This window comes from Pseudomonas sp. fls2-241-R2A-110, from assembly GCF_030209165.1.
GTDB lineage: Bacteria > Pseudomonadota > Gammaproteobacteria > Pseudomonadales > Pseudomonadaceae > Aquipseudomonas.
Window position 1 is genome coordinate 144,077 of record NZ_JARVSN010000003.1, and the last position, 17,389, is coordinate 161,465.

The window sequence follows — 17,389 nt, forward strand, 5'->3', positions numbered from 1 at the left end:
TACCGCACTGAAGACCTTCCGGGGTCTTACAGTTTTTCCTCAACCGACAGCCTGCGATGGCAACTGATCGCAGCACATGAGGAAACACCGTGACTGAGCCCGACCTCCCCTACTTTTTCGACGAGGCAGAACGTGCAGCCAATGCCAGGCAGCCTGGCGACCGCGAAAAAGCGCTGAACTTCACAATGGATGACCTGAAGTGGCTGAAGAACGTTTACCTGGCCACTCATACGGCCCGCATCGCGCCAACCAACCCCATGCATGTCGACCAATTGATGCTCAGTGCGACCGGCATGCAGGAGATTCCACTGGCCGGCGCATTTACCATGAGCCGACCCGACGACGCCGAGGTCATGCTTTTCACGCCGTGGAAAGGCTTGATCAAGTTTGCCGACATGGCCGACCTTAAAAGCAAGCTTAAGGACTGGCTGGCCCGGGCCACCGGGAAGCGGGAGCTTTTACGCTTTCTTGCCATCGAACAGCGCAGCGCTTTGCCCCCTGCCACCGCCCTCGAAATCTCCACCAAAACCATTGACGGTGCGGTATTCCAGGCCCAGCAACTGACCCTCGATGGCAATCAGGCACAGAACATCGAGACAATGATCGGCGAGCTGGCCAAGCTGCCCACCTTGCAATCGATGCTGGACGACACCCTCAAACATGCGCTGCACAAGACATTCCCCAAACTGGACCAGCGCCTCACCCGGATGAAAAGTTTTGTCAGTACGATTTCAGCTTTTGACGGGAGCGACCATCACCACACGATATCGGCGATGTCATTGAGTGAAGCCCTGTTGCACGTTTACCTCACCAATCAATGGCCTGCCGGCGTTTCCAGAGTCTTTGCCCACCCCGAGCACAGCGTCAGCAGCGATGCCGATAACCAGGCGTGGGAAAGCGCCTTGAAAGAAACGGCACAAAGCTTCACGCCGCACTTGCACAGCCTGCTCGATACCTTCTGGAATACGCCCGTGAACAACGGGTTGTCACGCTTGAAGTTCTTTGCCGAAAGCTTGCGCGATACTTTCCACACGAGGCTTTTGCACCATCGCCAGCAAGGCATCTTGACGACGCAGGAATACGTGCGGCTGATGAATGTCAGCCTCGCGCCGAATCCTGACGACCCGCTTCGTATTGAAAAGGTGCGGGTTACCGCGCCCTTCGAGCACTTCGCAGAGCTCGCCTCGACCTTGATGATCGGCAGCGCCAACACCCTGGGTTTTCTGTACACCCAATCCAGAGGCATTGAGGCGACAAGCAGTCTGCCCGCCCTCAAGAAAGTCGTGCTGCAAATGATGGCCAGTGAAGGGCATGAGGATGCGTTGCTCAATTTCATGTCCCTGGTGGAACGGGCTCGGTTCCTGGCGTTCAAGCACGATGAGCGAGTGATTGTCGGTCACCCGATCATCGGCAATGTGTTCGAACAATTGATGTCCGACATCCTGGACAAGCAGAAGGACAATCTGAGCCATGCACTGAGCCGCTACCGTGAAAGCGAAGGTACGCTGGACCCTCACGCCCTGCTCGATAAAGCGCTGGATGTCCGGGGGCTGATTGATGACCGACTGTTGTCTGCACAAGCAGCGGGACGCTGGAGCACTCGGGTGGATCAACGCTGGATTGCGCAACCGGCGACCGTGCGTGCCGAGTCGGCCAAAGAGGCGCTGGCCTCGCTCGATTCCGTCGCGCAGGCGCTCGATCAACTGCGTGACAAACACCCGGCCATTCCCGCTACGACCCGCTCCTCCACCGAAGCACTCAGGCTCGTTGACGCCTCCGTGGCAAGCTTGCAATCGAGCTTTACGCATACCCTGTCAACGGCGCTGCGCAGTGAACTGAAGCTGCGCACCGTCTCGCGAACGCTGGGCACGACCGAACAGGCGATCATCAAGACCGTGCTCGATTCCCCTGTCCATCTGCAGCGAGCGGCATTGAATGGTTTTTTGCCGGACGTATTCTCCCTGGCATTGAAGATTGCCGGCGTGGCCGACCCGGTGAAACTGGCCAGTTGTTTCGTGCTGACCGAACGAGGTGGCCTGGACCCCGTGCATTCCGGGAAGGCGATCTTGTGGACACCTGCCTGCGGATTCGAGTCCTTCAAGACCTTGCCCCTGTTGCAGACCGAGCTAGAGGCGCGCCTCGCCGACTACGAGCATCGCTCGACGCTTCTGGAGAACCTGGGCCGCAGCGACCGCGTCCCCGACAAGACGCCCACGTTGGCGCCGCTGCACCGAATCCAAGGGCATTTTCTCGAGCACCTGCAAAAACCCCATATTCATCTGGACCTGGCGAGCCTTAACCACGCGCTGGCAACAACGCTGCCTACTGCGCCGCTCGCCAGTCTCTTGAATCTGGTGACGCTGCGTGAGCCCAAGACCGGACTGCACCGCGTGATGGACATTGCACAGTCTCTGACGACGCAACAAAAATTGCCGGCATGGCTGGCCAAAGCGCCCATCGAAGACCTGATGCTGCATGGCGAGCTGCTTCAGCAATACCTTGATAACGTCAACAACGATCAGGACTACCTCACGGGCATCCGCTCGCTGCAACGCACCACTCACCACGAGCTTGAGAAACAACTCAAGGCAGACGATTTCAACATTGATCCAGACAAGGTCCAGGTCCAGATCAGCGCGCGCCCGACGTCGGCTGCCAGCACCCAGACCCTGACTGATTTTGCATTGGTGCACATCAAGGATCTGGAGCACGCCCGTTTCAAACTGGCTTCCCTGGATACCACCTCGGTCCCCGAGGAGATGAATGAGCGCTACATCAAAGACCTGATCCGCGACCTGAAACCGGGGGAGCATCAGCAGCAAGTACTGAACGACGCCCTCGCAGACACCCCACTGAACGCTGAGCGCAGGAAGCGCTTTTACACTCAATTACCCTGGCAACTGATGCACTACGCCCACGAGGAACGACTGCAGGAGCGACTGAGCCAAACAGGGTTCGAACTGATCCGGCAAGTCATGAACATGCCCGATGCCATCGCCCGCGCCGCGGTCAACGGTGCTGAGGCGATCATCCGCCCGCTCGAGTTGTTCGGTATCAAGCAGGCACAGACCCTCAAAGTGCCCGGCGTTTATCTGATCGGCTCGACCACCAACAGCGCAGCACCGCTGGTGCTTATTGCCCCGCACAGTCCTCGGCACAGCGTGAAGGAATACAAAAATGAAGCACAGCTGCTGGCGGAGCTGAAAAGCCGAGGCCCGTTGCTCGACTGGGTGCTCATGAACCTGCCACAGCCCGAGCGGATGCACCTGGAATACCGAATGATGCTCAACCCTCAGCGTGTTGCCAGGGCCGCGTCAACGAATTCGGACACTCGCCCCGCCGAGGTCAAACTGGTGTCCAGCCCCCTGACGGGCCACCTGTTCAAACACCTCTTCAATGACAACGCCGCGCTGTTGTCCCGATTGCTCGGCTGCCAGTCCGACGATAAAAAACACAGCGAGTGGACAATCATCAAGCAGGTGTTGGGCGAAGATCTGCACGAGGCCTTTTCGTTTTGCATGGGCAAGCTGGCGTACCCCCTGACCGTGTGGCGCAGTTACCGCGATATCAAGCAATCTGCCGAGGACCTTCAAACCCACAAATGGGCCGCCGCCATCAGAGAATTTATCAGCGGCATCTCACAACTGGCCGCGTTGCGCCAATCGCTGGGTGAGCAAACGTCCCTGTCTTTGACGCCGGCCGTGCCCACTGCGCAAACCTCCGCCAGCCGCTTTGACTTGCATCACGTCGACATCACCGCGCCAGAGCGCACGCAATTGAGCCGTCACGAATGCACTGATCTGGACCTGGGGTCCATGACACACGATACGGCGCAGGGGCTTTACACCCACCCGGTCAGTAAAAAGCACTACGCTCCGGTCGAGGGCAAGGTCTATGCGGTGGCCAAACGTGGCATTCAGTGGCGCATCGCGGCCCCCGGCATACGGGGACCGAAGCTTGCACAGAACGTTGCCAGGCAATGGGTGCTGGCCGAGGAAAAACCGGCCCCTCGCTTCAGCTTGCTCAAACGCGTGCGTACCGCGCTATCGGTTTGGGAGGGCATGAACGTCGATGCTCGCGGGATGAGAGAGATCCGTCAGTTCTTTCCGCACAAAGCCCGTCAAATTGACGAATCGCTGGACCTGGCAACGACCTACGCCTGGAACAGTTTTCGCAACCTGCAACTGCTCAAGACTTCTAAAGGCACAGTCACCCCGGTGCATCAGATCATCATGGATTTCATGGGCGTGACGCACGTGGAGTCCATCCATGTGGAAAAGATTGAAAAAGTCGTCGAGGAAATTTTTGCAGCGCTGCTGGACCCTACGCTCAGAAAGCCGGACTCCGACCGGCTAGTGATAGGTGGCTCGATCCAGGACACCGAAAACGTTTTCGGTTTCACCGTGCCGACGGACATCAAACGCAAAATTTATCTGGCCGAACGGTTCTTTACGCCCAGGTTCAATCATTACCGCCAGCATCTTTCTGATCCGCACTTCCCGATCAGCGCCCATGCCCGAGCGACCACCCTTATTCATGAAATTTCGCATATTGCCTGTGACACCATTGACATTACCTACCTTGATCCCGGCAGGCCGTTCGTCGAGCTGATCGGTACAGCGACCCCGATTGCCACGGAACTCAAGAACGCCTTGTCCACCACTCAGGAAACAGCACTGTCGATCAAGACACCCCTGACTCAACTGTTCATGAACTTCGACCCTGATACCGGCGAGTGGGAGGACCTGGGCAGCACTTTTTTTGAAGATACCCGCAAGATAAAACAGCGCGTTCTGGCATTGACCGGGGCCGAAAACCTGAGCGGTGCCCGTCACATTTTCAGGCGAGATGCACTGATCAGGCTGAACGTGCAACTGGCAAACGCCGACAGCGTTGCCTGGCTGATCAGTCATCTGGGGCGGCAACTGCACGTCGATACCCCTTGACCAGAAAAATAGTGCTCAGTTGATGGGTAATTGCCATGACGGTTGTTCTCGCAGACTTTCTCTCAAGGTTAGAATGCGGGACTTCAGGATGAGTCAATGACCGACAATTCTCTCTCGCAAGCCGAATATGACGCGATCGCCGACTCCGCCGCGCACTGGTGCATGCGTCTGCACGCCATCGACTGCACCGCTCAAGAGCGGATCGCCTTCGAACACTGGCGTGATGCTCATCCGCTGCATGCGTTCGAGTACGAGGCCATGCTGGAGATCTGGGAAGTCGCGGGGGATTTGCCTCGTCACGACGCCGTCGAGCCTATTGCCTACAGCCGTCCGGTCATGCCTTGGCGCACGCTCGGCATCGCTGCCGCCGTTTGCGCCATCGCGGCGCCGCTGGCGCTGTACGGTGGCTGGAACATGGGCTGGCTACCCAATTCGTATCAGCATTTTGAAGCGCGCGACACTGTCCGTCAGGTCACCCTCAGCGATGGCAGCCAGGTGGAATTGAACCTTGGCAGCGAACTCACGTTCAGCAATTACAAGGATCAACGACGGGTCACGCTGGAAAAAGGTGAAGCCTTCTTCAGCGTCAGCCATGACGCTGGCCATCCGTTTATCCTCAGGGCCGCAGACGGAAGGATTCGGGCCTCTGGAACCCGGTTCAATGTCTGGATGTATGAGGACCAGGTGCGCGTCAATCTGATCGAAGGGTCGGTGCTGCTCAGCAGCAACGATGACCTTACAGGGGCTGGCATGCGCCTGGGGCCAGCGATGCAGGCACGTTATAAACGTGGTGACTTCGCGCCCCAAATCAGCCAGACCTACGCCAATGACAATTCACTTGCCTGGCGCAGCGGCAAATTGGTACTCGATAATCTGGAATTGAACGACGCGCTGCCGTTGATCAATCGTTACCTGAGCAAACCGGTGATGTTGGCCGATCAGAACACGGGCTCGATTCGCCTGGGCGGCATCTACAACATCAAGGAACTCAACGCTCTGGTGGCGTCCCTGCCCAAAATGTTGCCGGTCTATCTGACCCGCAATAAAAAGGGCAATCCCGTCCTCAATTCAATCCCGCAGCAAGTCCCGAAAAGCTGAAGGCCGCCACCCTGCCGGGTGCGGCCTTCATTGTTTATTGCGCTGCGACCTTCCCTGCCTTTCATCCTGCTCGCAGATCGTCAGGAACGAAACGAAAGACAAAAATTTAGCCGCCCAAAGACACTCTTCGCGGGTTTCTTACATGCCGCTCACGCGCAGGCGACAAATTTTCTACATTCAGGCCTTCATGATTTGTCGTACTCGTTCGTATTAATGACTGAGAGCCCCCATCACATTTCCTGGCCGGTTCCGAAAAGGAGTTTTTGCATGTACAACTCGCAACTGCCAACGGACGGTAACCTTGCGCCAACAGACGCTTGCGCGGGCTCCGGCATGTTCAGTCAACGGGGCGAACGCAATGGCAATGAGCGGATCAGATTGCTGCTCAAGAGCTTTGGCCTGCGAACCAGCCTGATTCGCCTGAAAGTCATCGACGCCTTGCTGACCGCCGCCGAAAGCGAGCGCAGCCTGGGAGTACGAGGCGTGCACGGATATTTGCTGGACCTGGATATTCCCCTGTCCTTTCTCAGCGTGCGCGAAGTGTTGAAACGCTTGTGCAGCGAAGGCGTGATCATTCTCAATCCGGACAAGAGCTACAGCCTGCATCCGCACGCTGCAGCCATGCTTCGCGGCGAATAATCAGCCCAAGGCGTCGCTCAAGGCTTGACCTTGCGGCGCATCACGCCATTGATGACCACCACGATCACCGCCACACCGATGGCGATGTACTGAAACAGCTTCTCGCTGATGACGCCTGCGTTTTGCAGATACGAAAGGCCGAACATGATCCCCAGCACCACCAGGGAGATCAGAATCGAATATTTCAAACGTTGCGACTGAGTCATTGCGAGTTCCTGAATCTGAAAAATGTATCCGGTTTGTATCCGAAAGCATACCAAGCGCCTACCTTTTCGCGGGGATGGAACGCTACAAGCGGGGTCTCATGTTACAGCCGATGAAGAGTTTTGGCTTCATGACGGCGATAACCATGAGGATTTAAAAATGTTTCGTCGAATCACACTGCTGATTCCCCTTCTCGCTCTCCTGACCCTTAGCGGCTGCATCGTTTTCCCCCACGGCGGCTGGCACGGCGATCACCATTACGACCGGGGCGGCCCCGGTTATTACCAACACCGGTAACGTTGGGCCGGGAAGGATCATTCATTAACAGTTATTCGTTTATTTCCAATTCCTCACCTCACTAAAAAATGCCCGCCTGTTGCGGGCATTTTTCCTACACGCAAATACACTTTATTCCCGCCACTTGTTGTTCCTCGAAACATAACGAACATTATTGAAGCATTAAGTCTCAATAGTTGATTGGAACTGTCCATCTGTGACGTTTAATCTGCGCGCCTCGTTTCAAACTCGTTATTAAACCGTGAGCAACAAAGCCGGAATGTCATGCACAAACCTTTAATACACATCAGTTCTTTCCACCTGCTCGGTTTTTGCCTTGCAATAACACTGTTCGAACTGCTGACCTATATGGCCAGCGACCTGATTATGCCCGCGATGTTAACCGTCACCCAAGATCTTGATGCCAGTGCAAGTCATGTTCCCCATGCCTTCAATCTTTATCTGGCAGGCGGCATTCTTCTGCAATGGCTTATCGGTCCGCTGTCGGATCATTTCGGACGACGCAAACTCTTGCTGATCGGTTGTGCGGTCTTCGCCATCGCCAGTGCAGCAGCCTTCAACGTGCAACATATCTATGCCTTCAATGGCCTGCGATTGATTCAGGGTCTCGGTTTGGGATTTGTCATCGCCGTCAGCTATCCCGCCTTGCAGGAAGTGTTCAGCGAAGTCGATGCGGTAAAAATCATGGCGTTGCTGGGAAACATTGCGCTCCTTTCTCCGCTGCTGGGACCGCTACTTGGCAGTCTGCTGCTGGAGTGGTTCTCCTGGAGAGAACTGTTTTTACTGCTGGGTATCGGCGCAGTGGTGGTCTGGCTCGGGCTGTATGTGTTCATGCCGGAAACCGTGGGGACCGTGCGCCAGGACGGTCAGCGGCTGGCGGCCGTGCCATTTCAATGGGGTGGCACGATGCGGCGCTATGCGGCGTTGCTCACCAACCCGCGCTTCCTGAGCGCCACTGTCGCACTGGGTGTCATGAGCCTGCCATTGATTGCCTGGATCGGCCTGGCGCCGCTCTTGCTGATCCACAATCAGGGCCTTACACCCTTGCAGTACGGCCTTTGGCAAATCCCGGTATTTGCTGCCGTCATCATCGGTAATTTGATTCTCAACCGATTGATTGCCCACACGGAACTGCCACAACTGATCCGCTACGCGCTCTGGCCGTTTTGCGCCGGACTCATCGCCTTGATCGTCATCAGTTTCAGCACGGCCTCTACACCCTTGCTGATCATCTGCCTGAGTCTCTACGCCATCGGCCTTGGCATGAGCAATGCCGCGCTGTATCGCCTTGCGCTGTTTACAAGCGAGGACAGCAAGGGGCTGGTTTCGGCCATGATCGGCATGCTGTCGATCGCCGTCATGGGTGGCGGCGGATCGCTGATCGCAGCCGCTGGCGCCGGTGACAATCACGAGTCCTTCGCGCTCATGGCCGGCATCGCAGGGCTTATGTGCCTGCTGCCCTTGCGACTGTTTCTGCGCAGCCCTCACTCCGTGCCTGCTGTCTGACACAACACCATAGGTTTCTCAATGATCCATTTACCCCATACCGATGCGCTTTGCGCGTTAGCGCAACCCTATTGCCTGGAGGCCGTGCCCGAAGGCTTGTTCGATCAGGCCATGAGGGAAATCAGCCTCTATCATTGCCAGCACACGCCCGGCTATGAACGCTGGTTGAACGCCAATGGCCTCGGAACGCAAGACCTGGAGACGCTGGACGACTGGTCGAGATTGCCACCGATCTTCGCCAATTTCTTCAAGCGTCACTTGTTGTTCGGGCCCACGGGCGAAGGCGCGCTGGAACTGACGTCATCGGGCACCAGTGGCCAGAAGAGTCGAATGCGTTACGACTCGCGCAGCATGGCCGCGGCGCAAGGGATGGTGAGTCATATTTTTCGCCATTACGGTTGGGACACCCCTGACAGCCCCTGCAATTACTTGCTCCTGAGTTACGAGCCCAAGGCTGCGATCACCCTGGGCACAGCCTACACCGATCAGTTTTTGTGTCGTTATGCGCCGGTCAACCGCGTCGCCTACGGATTGCGCCTGACCGGCACGGGTCATGAGTTCGACGTGTTCGGAGTGGTTCGCGCATTGCAAGAATTTGCCGAAGAAGGTTTGCCGGTGCGCATTCTCGGCTTCCCGGCATTTCTTTCCCATGCGTTGCAGCACATGGAAGACACCGATGTCGCGGATCTGCAGTTGCCGGATCAATCCCTGGTTTTTCTCGGCGGCGGCTGGAAAACCCAGGCGGCGCAGGAGATTCCCCTGGCGCAATTGTATGGACGGATCAATCGCCAGTTGGGCATTGACCTGTCTCGCTGTCGCGACGGCTATGGCGCCGTCGAGCATGCAGTGCCCTATATCCAATGTGCCCACCAGCATTTCCATGTCCCGGTGTACTCGAAGGTCTTCGTGCGCAATCCATCCGACTTCACAGTTCAACCCTATGGCCGGCCCGGTTTGCTTGAGTTCGTGTCGCCCTACATTTCGTCCAGCCCGGCACATGCCGTGGTGATGGGCGACCTGGCGACGCTGCACCCCGGCACTGCCTGCGGGTGTGGCCTTGCAACCGATTGGTTCGAACTGCATGGACGTGCCGGCACCACCGCCAGCCGAAGCTGTGCGATGGCGGCATCAGAATTGTTGGGAGGGGTATGACATGTATTTGATCAATGGCCAATTACGCGATGATGTGACCCTCGAGACCGCGCTGGAACAGCTTCACGAACAGTTGCCGCATCTACTGAACGCACCCGTCGACAGCGAAATCGTCATCGAGGCCGCCGCTCGTTTCAGCCTGCAACTGCACGCTCGCCGACTCGACCTGCCCCTGGACGACGACCAACGCCAAGGGCTCATCGACTTCTGTTCACGCAGCACTCTGCACACAAAAATCGAGCGCGAACTGGGCGTACAACCGCGTTCGCTGCGCCGCATCGACTACCAGCAAGCCTGCTTTGAAAGTTGGCACCCTCTGGGACTGGTGGTGCACGTGACACCCGGCAATGCGCCGATGTTAGCGTTTTGTGCCGTGCTCGAAAGCCTGCTGGCCGGCAACATCAATTGGCTTCGTCCCAGTTCCAGCGATGAAGGCCTGACCGCACGCTTGTTGGCAGCGCTTGTGCAGTGCGACGCCAGCGGCAAGCTCGCCGACTTCATCGCGGTGCTGCCGGTCAGCACAGATCAGATTCCTCGACTCTGCGTGCAAGCCGATGGCGTGGCCGCGTGGGGCGGGGTCAATGCCCTTAAAGCGATCCGCCAGCACCTGCCGGCAGGATGTCGCTGGATCGATTGGGGGCACAAGATCAGTTTTGCCTACCTGACGCCAGAAGCCGCCGACCCGTCGGCGCTCGATGCGCTGGTGGATCAAGTGTGCAGCCTGGACCAGCAAGCGTGTTCCAGCCCGCAATGGTTACTGGTGGACAGCAACGATCCAGCTGTCCTGCGGGACCTGGGCGAACGCCTGGCCGAGTCGTTCACACGTCGAGCCTCACGGTGGCCGGCACTGGCGCCTACCGATCAAGAGGCTTCGGAGATCACCACCCGCGTCGCCATGGCACGACTCGATCATTGTTTTGCGAATCAGGCGGGTCAGGTCTGGGCCGGTCCCGGGTGGCGGATTATCTGGGATCACCATCAAACGCTCGCGCCGTCGCCATTGTTTCGTACATTGCTGCTCAAACCCGTGCCGCAGGAGCTGCTCGCCGAGACGCTTTTGCCATGGCGCACGGTCCTGCAAAGCTGTGCATTGATCTGCTCGGCGGCTCAAACGCCTGGGCTGGCGCGCACGCTGGTCAACGCCGGCGTCACGCGAATTGCACCGTGCGAGCTGATTCACGACGGTTATCCCGGAGAACCCCATGACGGCGTCTATGCCCTGTCGCGCTTGAGTCGCCGTCTCTCGGTGAGCCTGCCGGCGCAAGCGGTACGTGGTCGGGGGACGCTCGACGCGCCGCCTGCAGCCCCTGCTGCGGGTCATGACCCGATCATGGACAAAAACGCGTTCATGACCCAGCCGATGAGCGCCACCGCACAGTTATATTTCCGCTCTGGGGGCAGCAGCGGCACACCGGCACTGTCCGGGTTCAGCTATCGCGACTTTGAGCGGCAAATGCGCGCCGCGGCAGACGGCATGTTCGCCGCTGGCCTTGATCCCTCGACGGATCGGGTGATGAACCTGTTTTATGGAGGTGGCCTGTATGGCGGCTTCTCGAGCTTCACCAAAGTGCTGGAACAGATGGGCGTAACGCACCTGCCCATGGGGGCGCCACACAACGATGATTTCAGCGAAATTGCCCGGATGATCGTGGACCATCGCGTGTCCGTGCTGATCGGCATGCCAAGTACGCTGCACCGCCTGTTTTTCAACGAGCAAACCCTTCTTCGCCAGTACGCCGGTATCACCAAAGTGTTCCTTGGCGGCGAACATCCGGGAGAAGCAACGATACGCCTGATGGAAAGCTGCGGCGTCTCGCTGGTCCGCTCCGCGATCTATGGCTCGGTCGACGCCGGCCCGCTGGGGCATGCCTGCTCGGCAACGGCGGACGGCGTGTTTCATTTGATGTGCGATACGCAGCATCTGGAAATCGTCCATCTCGAAGAGGATCTGCCGGTTGAGGCCACCGGAATCGGCCGTTTGTTGTTCACATCAAGAGCACGTCAGGGCCAGGCAGTGCGCCGATACGAGGTGGGCGACACCGGTCGCTGGATACCCGGCGCCTGCCCTTGCGGGCTCGATTCACCGCGATTCGAATTGCTGCAACGCCACGGCAAGCTGCTGCGAGTTGGCACCGAGTTCGTTTCACCGTCGGCGCTTCAGGACGCCGTCGGCGGGCCTGTTCAAATCGTACTGGATCATGCCCCCGATGGCAGGGAGCGGATGCTGGTGTTAACGAACTCGACGACCAGCAGCGCACTGGATCAACTTTTGACCCACGCCCCCGTTGCCAATGCCGTGAACGCAAAGCTGTTAACCGTGGAAGTTCAACAGTGCGCCGAATCCGGATTTGCACGAAATAATCACAGCGGCAAAACGCCTCTGGTCATTGATAAAAGAATATAAAAATAATATTGCCAACACTTATAACCGTGAACGCCTGGCAGGAAAATAACCTTGTGAAATCAACTTACTCGCTTGAACAACTCGTGCCTTACCTACGCAAACATTCAAACTTTTATCGGGAACACCTGCAACACGTACCACCTGAAACCCTGACATTAAAAGATCTTCCGCTGACTTCTGTGGCCAACTATTGGGCTGACAGTAGCGATCTGGATCGCTGGCCAGTGCTGACGGCTGAAGTCAGCGACGGTGTCGTATTTAAAACGGGCGGATCGACCAGTGATGGCAAGTTGTCGGTGTATACCGTTAGTGAATGGCAAACACTGGTCAGTACTTTCGGTGACAGTGTTTCCTGTCAACTGAAAAACGGCGACAGAATCGCCAACCTGTTCTTTTGCGGTGATCTGTATGCCAGTTTTGTGTTCATCCATGACGCACTGGCGCACGTCAAACGCTCGATCTGCGAGTTTCCCTTTACCGGTCAGGTCGGCATGGACGTTCTGGCCGATGCGATTGACCGACACCGAATCAACGTGCTCGTCGGAGTACCCGCGCAGCTGCTGCAACTCGCCGCCTACCTGAAGGAGCAAAAGCGAGTTCTGCCTAGGGTCGACACCTTGCTGTACGGTGGCGAAAGCCTGTTTGCATCGCAGTTGGACCTGCTGCGCGAGGTTCTGCCCAACGTGCGCATTTCTTCCATCGGCTATGCCAGCGTCGATGCGGGTCTCATCGGTGCGACCAGCCGTGATTGCGCGCTCGGCGAACACCGGATGTTTGAACCACAGACAGTACTTGAGATCGTCGATGAGCTGACCGGCGAAGTCATCGAGGAATGTGACCGAACCGGGATGCTGGTGGTGACCAACCTCACCCGTCGGCTCATGCCGCTGCTGCGTTATCCGGTGGGAGATCTTGCTTGCTGGCGAGAGCCCAGCGCCACGCCCATGCGAAAATTTGCCCTCAAGGGACGTAGCGCCCACAGCCAACGGGTTCGGGTGGGGATGTTTTCGTTGCTGATCGACGAAGTGCTGCACATGGTCCGCACTGTAGCCGGCAGCGACCAATGGCAATTACGGATCGAGCAGCTGGGGTTCAAGGACATCGTGAGCGTGAAGTGGGTGCCTTGCGATCAGGACGTGAACACCGTTGCGGTATCCAGCGCGTTACACGAAGCGCTCGTGGCCCACTACCCCGCCATCGAGCACCTGACGCGAGAGGGCCTGCTGGAGTTGCGAGTCCTGTCTTGCGCCGTTACGGAGTTGAAGCTTCACCCTCGCTCCGGCAAACAGATGCGTGTGCTGGATTTGCGCACCTATGACACCCCATCTCCGGAGTCCGCGTGATGACCGGGCTGATTTTTCGTCGCTTTCATTCCTCGGACGCTCGGGCCGTGAGCCATTTGTTTCGTGAGGTCTACGGCGATCTCTATGTCCAGCCGGATGTTTACCTGCCGAACATGATCAGCCAGCACAATGCCAATGGTCGCTGGATATCCATGCTGGCGGTAGACGATCATCACCTGCTAGGGCACGCGGCGCTGTGTCATGACCTGCCTTCTGGCACCACGGAACTGGCCCTCAGCGTGGTGCATCCCGCCGCGCAGGGGCAAAGCATCGCGACCCGCCTGTCGCGAGAACTGCTGGAGCAGGCAGGTACGCTGGGGTCAACGAGTGTCGTGATCAAGCAAGTCACTCACCATCCTTACACCCAGCGCATGGCGGCCACCATCGGTTTCCAGAGCACCGGAGTGCTACCCGATTACGTCCCCTCGCCCTTCGCCGAGCCGCTCGCGGAAACGATCGTGATGGGCTGTTACCTGGCCGAAGGGCACACTCGACCGCTTCCAGACATTGCATGGCCAGAGAGCTGCAGAGGTTTCATGGAGCATTTGTGTTCGGTGTTCGGAACGCAGGCCGATGTGCCATCGCTGTCTTCGCTACCGTTGCAGATCACGCAGCATCATCACCGCTTCGAAATCGTCATCCAGCGTTTGAATAAACGTTTGCTGGAGCAAATCCGGCAGTTGCCCGGCCATTGGCTGATCTCGGCAAGGGTCGAGTTGTCGGCGCACTTTGCCGAAGCCTTGCACAGTTTGACGATGCTCGGATTCGCCTTCACCGGGCTGACGCCCACGCCCGGGAGCCATGGATGGTTTGCCCTGTTTCATCGCGGCGCGCAGCCTCGATCCCTGAGCCTGCATTGCCCTCACATGCAACAGTTGCACAACGACTTGCAACGCAACGCTCAACCTCTGCGCAGCGCTCGTTCAGCGGCCTGAGGCTTTTCGATGAAAGTCATTACCCGGCTGTGCGCAAAGCTCTATCAACCAGTCGACAAACACCCTCACCCGCCGTGACAACTGGCGGTGTGGTGGATACAACGCCGTCAACGGCATTCCCGGTGGCGGCACCGCTTCAAGCACTTCGCACAATCGCCCTTCCTTCAACTGACGCGCGACGTGGTAGTAAGGTGCCTGCACCAGGCCATATCCCGCTTCACACGCCGCCAGGTAGCCATCGGAGCTGTTCACCGACACGTGTCGGGGCAGGTCAATTACCTGGACCTGATCATCGACCATGAACTCCAGCCCGAATCGCTTGCCAGTCGTACTGGAGAAGTACTCGACCATTTGATGCCCCTCAAGCTCCGCCAAAGTGCGTGGCGCGCCGTGGCGTTGCACGTAGTCGGGGCTGGCGCAGGTGACCTGATCCAGCATCACCAGCGGCCGGGCCACCAGTGAATCGTCCAGCGCCGAACCGCCGCGAAGCACGCAATCGACGCCCTCGCGAATCAGGTCGACGGGCCGATCATTCAAGCCGATGTCCAACTCGATCAACGGATAGCGGCGGGTAAATTGCGGCAAGGCCGGAATCACCAACAGTCGCCCGATCCCGGACGGCATGTCGATGCGCAGCAACCCTTTGGGATTGTGACGGGCCGCGCTGAACACCGCTTCGGTCTCTTCCAGATCCGCCAGCAAGCGAACGCACCGGGGGTAATAAGCCGCGCCATCGAGGGTCAGGCTGATGTGCCGCGTGGTGCGTTGCAGCAGTTGCACGCCAAGATGAGCTTCAAGCTGTTTGATCAGGACAGTGACGGAGGCACGGGGTAATTGCAGGCTGTCCGCCGCTTTGGCGAAACCGCCCAACTCGACGATTCGGGTAAAGACGCGCATGGCGTTAAAACGATCCATTGCTCTGGCGATCCTGCTGTTTATTTAGAAATTACGAATAGTGATAGCAGTTTTAGCCGGTTTATCTTGGTTCTGTCGAGGTCAACACTAGGGGTCTTCACCACAGGGAGTTGATTTCATGCAAACACGTCAATTAGGCAAAAACGGTCCGCAAGTCTCCGCTATCGGGTTGGGCTGCATGGGCATGACCGATTTCTACACCACCGGCGTCGACACCCGCGAAGCCATCGCCACCTTGCACCGTGCGCTGGAGCTGGGCATCAACCTGCTCGACACCGCCGACATGTATGGCCCGCACACCAACGAAACGTTGATTGGCAAAGCCATTGTCGGCAAACGCGACCAGGTATTTCTGGCCAGCAAGTTCGGGATCGTCCGCGATCCGTCGAACCCCGATGCACGCGGCGTCAATGGCCGGCCGGAGTACATTCGCGCAGCAATCGACGGCACGTTGAAGCGTCTGGGTGTTGAAACCCTGGATTTGTATTACCAACACCGGATCGATCCACAGGTGGCCATCGAGGAAACCGTCGGGGCGATGGCCGAACTGGTGAAGGCTGGCAAGGTGCGTTATCTGGGGCTGAGCGAAGCGTCGGCGACCACGCTGGAGCGCGCCCACAAGGTGCATCCGATCAGCGCACTGCAAAGTGAATATTCGCTGTGGAGCCGCGACCAGGAAGAAAACGGTTGCCTGGCCGCGTGTCAGCGCCTGGGCATTGCTTTTGTCCCTTACAGCCCGTTGGGGCGTGGCTTTTTGACCGGGGCACTGAAAAGTCCGGACGACTTTGCCGCTGACGATTACCGTCGCTTCAGCCCACGCTTTCAAGGGGAAAATTTCGCCAAAAATCTGCTGCTGGTGCGGCAGGTGCAAGCCCTTGCCGCAGACAAAGGCGTGACCGCCGGGCAGCTGGCGTTGGCATGGGTGTTGGCGCAGGGTGACTACCTGATCCCGATTCCAGGGACCAAGCAGCGTAAATACCTTGAAGAAAACGTCGCCGCACTGGACGTCAAGTTAAGCCCTGACGAGTTGCACGCGCTGGAAGCGATATTTCCCGCACATGCCACCGCAGGCTTGCGTTATCCCGAGGAAGTCATGAAGTTGCTCGACCGCTAACTGCGATCTGGCCCACCCGTAACCCGAGTGGGCCAGTGCAGCGTCAGGCCTTGCCTTTGACGCCTTTGTCAGTCGGCACTGTCGTACCGTTGCCCTTGCCGTAAGTTTGCAGGTTTTGCAGGACGTAGATGGCCTTCTTGTATTCCGGGATCAACCCGGCAGCGTACTTGTCGCCCTTGAGACTGTTGCTCTGGATGGTGTCGAGTTGCGTGGCGAAATACGCCAGGGCATTAAACTTGGCATCCGGGTCACTCTGCACGCCGAAGCGGTCGAACTTGTCACCGGCATTCATCAGCGTCATCGCTGTAATGTCAGAAATCAGCCCTCTATCTCTCAGGAAGGCACTGAGATTGCCCAATTGTCTGGACGATACATTTTCCGGGTCGAAACCTTTTACGTTTCGGTGGATTTTCAGCTCATCCATTTTCGCCGTATTCAGCACGTTTGGATTATTGCCCACCAGCGCCAGCATTTCCCTGACTCGGGCGCTTTGCGTGACAACTTTGCCGCCGCCCGTGTTCTGAACCAGCAATCCTGCCTTGGCCGTCCAGCCCCCGGTTAAGCCGATAGTCATGAACGAACTCCCGACTGCGTGACCATAAAAACTCCTTGTTTAACCACCTTTTAGTGCAGGCGAGTATCAGGCTGGCAACTAGCCACACCTACAAGTATTTGTGTTTTTTACAATTCTCGTACAATTCAGATACAAAGCCGAAACGGCCCTGTTTCATTGGTCTATGCCAACTTAAGGAAATTGGCATAGCCAACTAATTCCGCAGTTTGTACGTCTTGGTTAGTTTATTTGTATCAAGATCGATACCCGCCAGACACGCACC

General features: G+C 57.7%; 13 protein-coding genes. 10 read left to right on the forward strand and 3 right to left on the reverse strand.

Translation table 11 applies throughout. The features are described from left to right. Positions 1-89 precede the first annotated feature (89 nt). The 3 genes from QRN31_RS01945 (at position 90) to QRN31_RS01955 (ending at position 6,683) form a co-directional block, all read left to right on the forward strand. Positions 90-4,946 carry a dermonecrotic toxin domain-containing protein gene (locus QRN31_RS01945; protein WP_285429845.1) on the forward strand — a complete coding sequence of 1,619 codons (4,857 nt, stop codon included), beginning with the start codon at positions 90-92 and terminating at the stop codon, positions 4,944-4,946. Between the two features lie 96 nt (positions 4,947-5,042). Continuing rightward, on the forward strand, positions 5,043-6,044 hold the full coding sequence (locus tag QRN31_RS01950; protein ID WP_285429847.1) for a FecR family protein: 1,002 nt from the start codon (positions 5,043-5,045) through the stop codon (positions 6,042-6,044). A gap of 267 nt (positions 6,045-6,311) precedes the next feature. Continuing rightward, positions 6,312-6,683, forward strand: coding sequence for a fe2+ zn2+ uptake regulation protein (locus QRN31_RS01955; RefSeq protein ID WP_285429849.1), 372 nt, complete (start codon positions 6,312-6,314; stop codon positions 6,681-6,683). A gap of 17 nt (positions 6,684-6,700) precedes the next feature. Here the strand turns inward: QRN31_RS01955 and QRN31_RS01960 are convergent, their stop codons facing one another. Further along, entirely contained in the window at positions 6,701-6,889 is a 189-nt protein-coding gene (locus tag QRN31_RS01960; RefSeq protein WP_008024801.1) for a hypothetical protein, read from the reverse strand. Between the two features lie 157 nt (positions 6,890-7,046). Between QRN31_RS01960 and QRN31_RS01965 the strand changes: the two genes are divergently transcribed. From QRN31_RS01965 to QRN31_RS01990, 6 genes are all read left to right on the forward strand, one after another. Beyond that, the gene (locus tag QRN31_RS01965; protein ID WP_165557409.1) at positions 7,047-7,184 is read left to right on the forward strand and encodes a hypothetical protein; all 138 of its coding nucleotides are present in this window, start codon (positions 7,047-7,049) and stop codon (positions 7,182-7,184) included. A 264-nt stretch (positions 7,185-7,448) separates the two neighbouring features. After that, a complete protein-coding gene (locus tag QRN31_RS01970) occupies positions 7,449-8,690 on the forward strand; it encodes an MFS transporter (RefSeq protein WP_285429852.1) in 1,242 nt (413 codons plus the stop codon). A gap of 21 nt (positions 8,691-8,711) precedes the next feature. Next, positions 8,712-9,842: a LuxE/PaaK family acyltransferase gene (locus QRN31_RS01975; protein WP_285429853.1), complete on the forward strand. Its 1,131-nt coding sequence runs from the start codon at positions 8,712-8,714 to the stop codon at positions 9,840-9,842. A 1-nt stretch (position 9,843) separates the two neighbouring features. Further along, entirely contained in the window at positions 9,844-12,246 is a 2,403-nt protein-coding gene (locus QRN31_RS01980) for an acyl-CoA reductase (protein ID WP_285429855.1), read from the forward strand. Positions 12,247-12,299: 53 nt separating this feature from the next. After that, positions 12,300-13,589: an AMP-binding protein gene (locus QRN31_RS01985; protein WP_285429857.1), complete on the forward strand. Its 1,290-nt coding sequence runs from the start codon at positions 12,300-12,302 to the stop codon at positions 13,587-13,589. Continuing rightward, a complete protein-coding gene (locus tag QRN31_RS01990; protein WP_285429859.1) occupies positions 13,589-14,524 on the forward strand; it encodes a GNAT family N-acetyltransferase in 936 nt (311 codons plus the stop codon). The genes QRN31_RS01985 and QRN31_RS01990 overlap by 1 nt, the downstream gene beginning before the upstream one ends. Here the strand turns inward: QRN31_RS01990 and QRN31_RS01995 are convergent. Continuing rightward, positions 14,513-15,439: a LysR family transcriptional regulator gene (locus QRN31_RS01995; RefSeq protein ID WP_285429861.1), complete on the reverse strand. Its 927-nt coding sequence runs from the start codon at positions 15,437-15,439 to the stop codon at positions 14,513-14,515. The genes QRN31_RS01990 and QRN31_RS01995 overlap by 12 nt on opposite strands. Positions 15,440-15,557: 118 nt before the next feature. On the opposite strand from QRN31_RS01995, the gene QRN31_RS02000 reads away from it, so the two are divergent. Next, positions 15,558-16,553: an aldo/keto reductase gene (locus QRN31_RS02000; RefSeq protein ID WP_285429862.1), complete on the forward strand. Its 996-nt coding sequence runs from the start codon at positions 15,558-15,560 to the stop codon at positions 16,551-16,553. Between the two features lie 43 nt (positions 16,554-16,596). Here QRN31_RS02000 and QRN31_RS02005 read toward each other — a convergent pair whose 3' ends face one another. Beyond that, positions 16,597-17,127, reverse strand: a complete 531-nt coding sequence (locus tag QRN31_RS02005) for a hypothetical protein (RefSeq protein ID WP_285429863.1) — start codon at positions 17,125-17,127, stop codon at positions 16,597-16,599. Positions 17,128-17,389: the final 262 nt, after the last annotated feature.

What these genes read in the sequence shown, in the direction of transcription:
- QRN31_RS01950 (WP_285429847.1), top strand. Translation starts at nt 5,043, where the DNA reads ATGACCGACAATTCTCTCTCGCAAGCCGAATATGACGCGATCGCCGAC.
- QRN31_RS01955 (WP_285429849.1), top strand. Translation starts at nt 6,312, where the DNA reads ATGTACAACTCGCAACTGCCAACGGACGGTAACCTTGCGCCAACAGAC.
- QRN31_RS01960 (WP_008024801.1), bottom strand. Translation starts at nt 6,889, where the DNA reads ATGACTCAGTCGCAACGTTTGAAATATTCGATTCTGATCTCCCTGGTG.
- QRN31_RS01965 (WP_165557409.1), top strand. Translation starts at nt 7,047, where the DNA reads ATGTTTCGTCGAATCACACTGCTGATTCCCCTTCTCGCTCTCCTGACC.
- QRN31_RS01970 (WP_285429852.1), top strand. Translation starts at nt 7,449, where the DNA reads ATGCACAAACCTTTAATACACATCAGTTCTTTCCACCTGCTCGGTTTT.
- QRN31_RS01975 (WP_285429853.1), top strand. Translation starts at nt 8,712, where the DNA reads ATGATCCATTTACCCCATACCGATGCGCTTTGCGCGTTAGCGCAACCC.
- QRN31_RS01980 (WP_285429855.1), top strand. Translation starts at nt 9,844, where the DNA reads ATGTATTTGATCAATGGCCAATTACGCGATGATGTGACCCTCGAGACC.
- QRN31_RS01990 (WP_285429859.1), top strand. Translation starts at nt 13,589, where the DNA reads ATGACCGGGCTGATTTTTCGTCGCTTTCATTCCTCGGACGCTCGGGCC.
- QRN31_RS01995 (WP_285429861.1), bottom strand. Translation starts at nt 15,439, where the DNA reads ATGGATCGTTTTAACGCCATGCGCGTCTTTACCCGAATCGTCGAGTTG.
- QRN31_RS02000 (WP_285429862.1), top strand. Translation starts at nt 15,558, where the DNA reads ATGCAAACACGTCAATTAGGCAAAAACGGTCCGCAAGTCTCCGCTATC.
- QRN31_RS02005 (WP_285429863.1), bottom strand. Translation starts at nt 17,127, where the DNA reads ATGACTATCGGCTTAACCGGGGGCTGGACGGCCAAGGCAGGATTGCTG.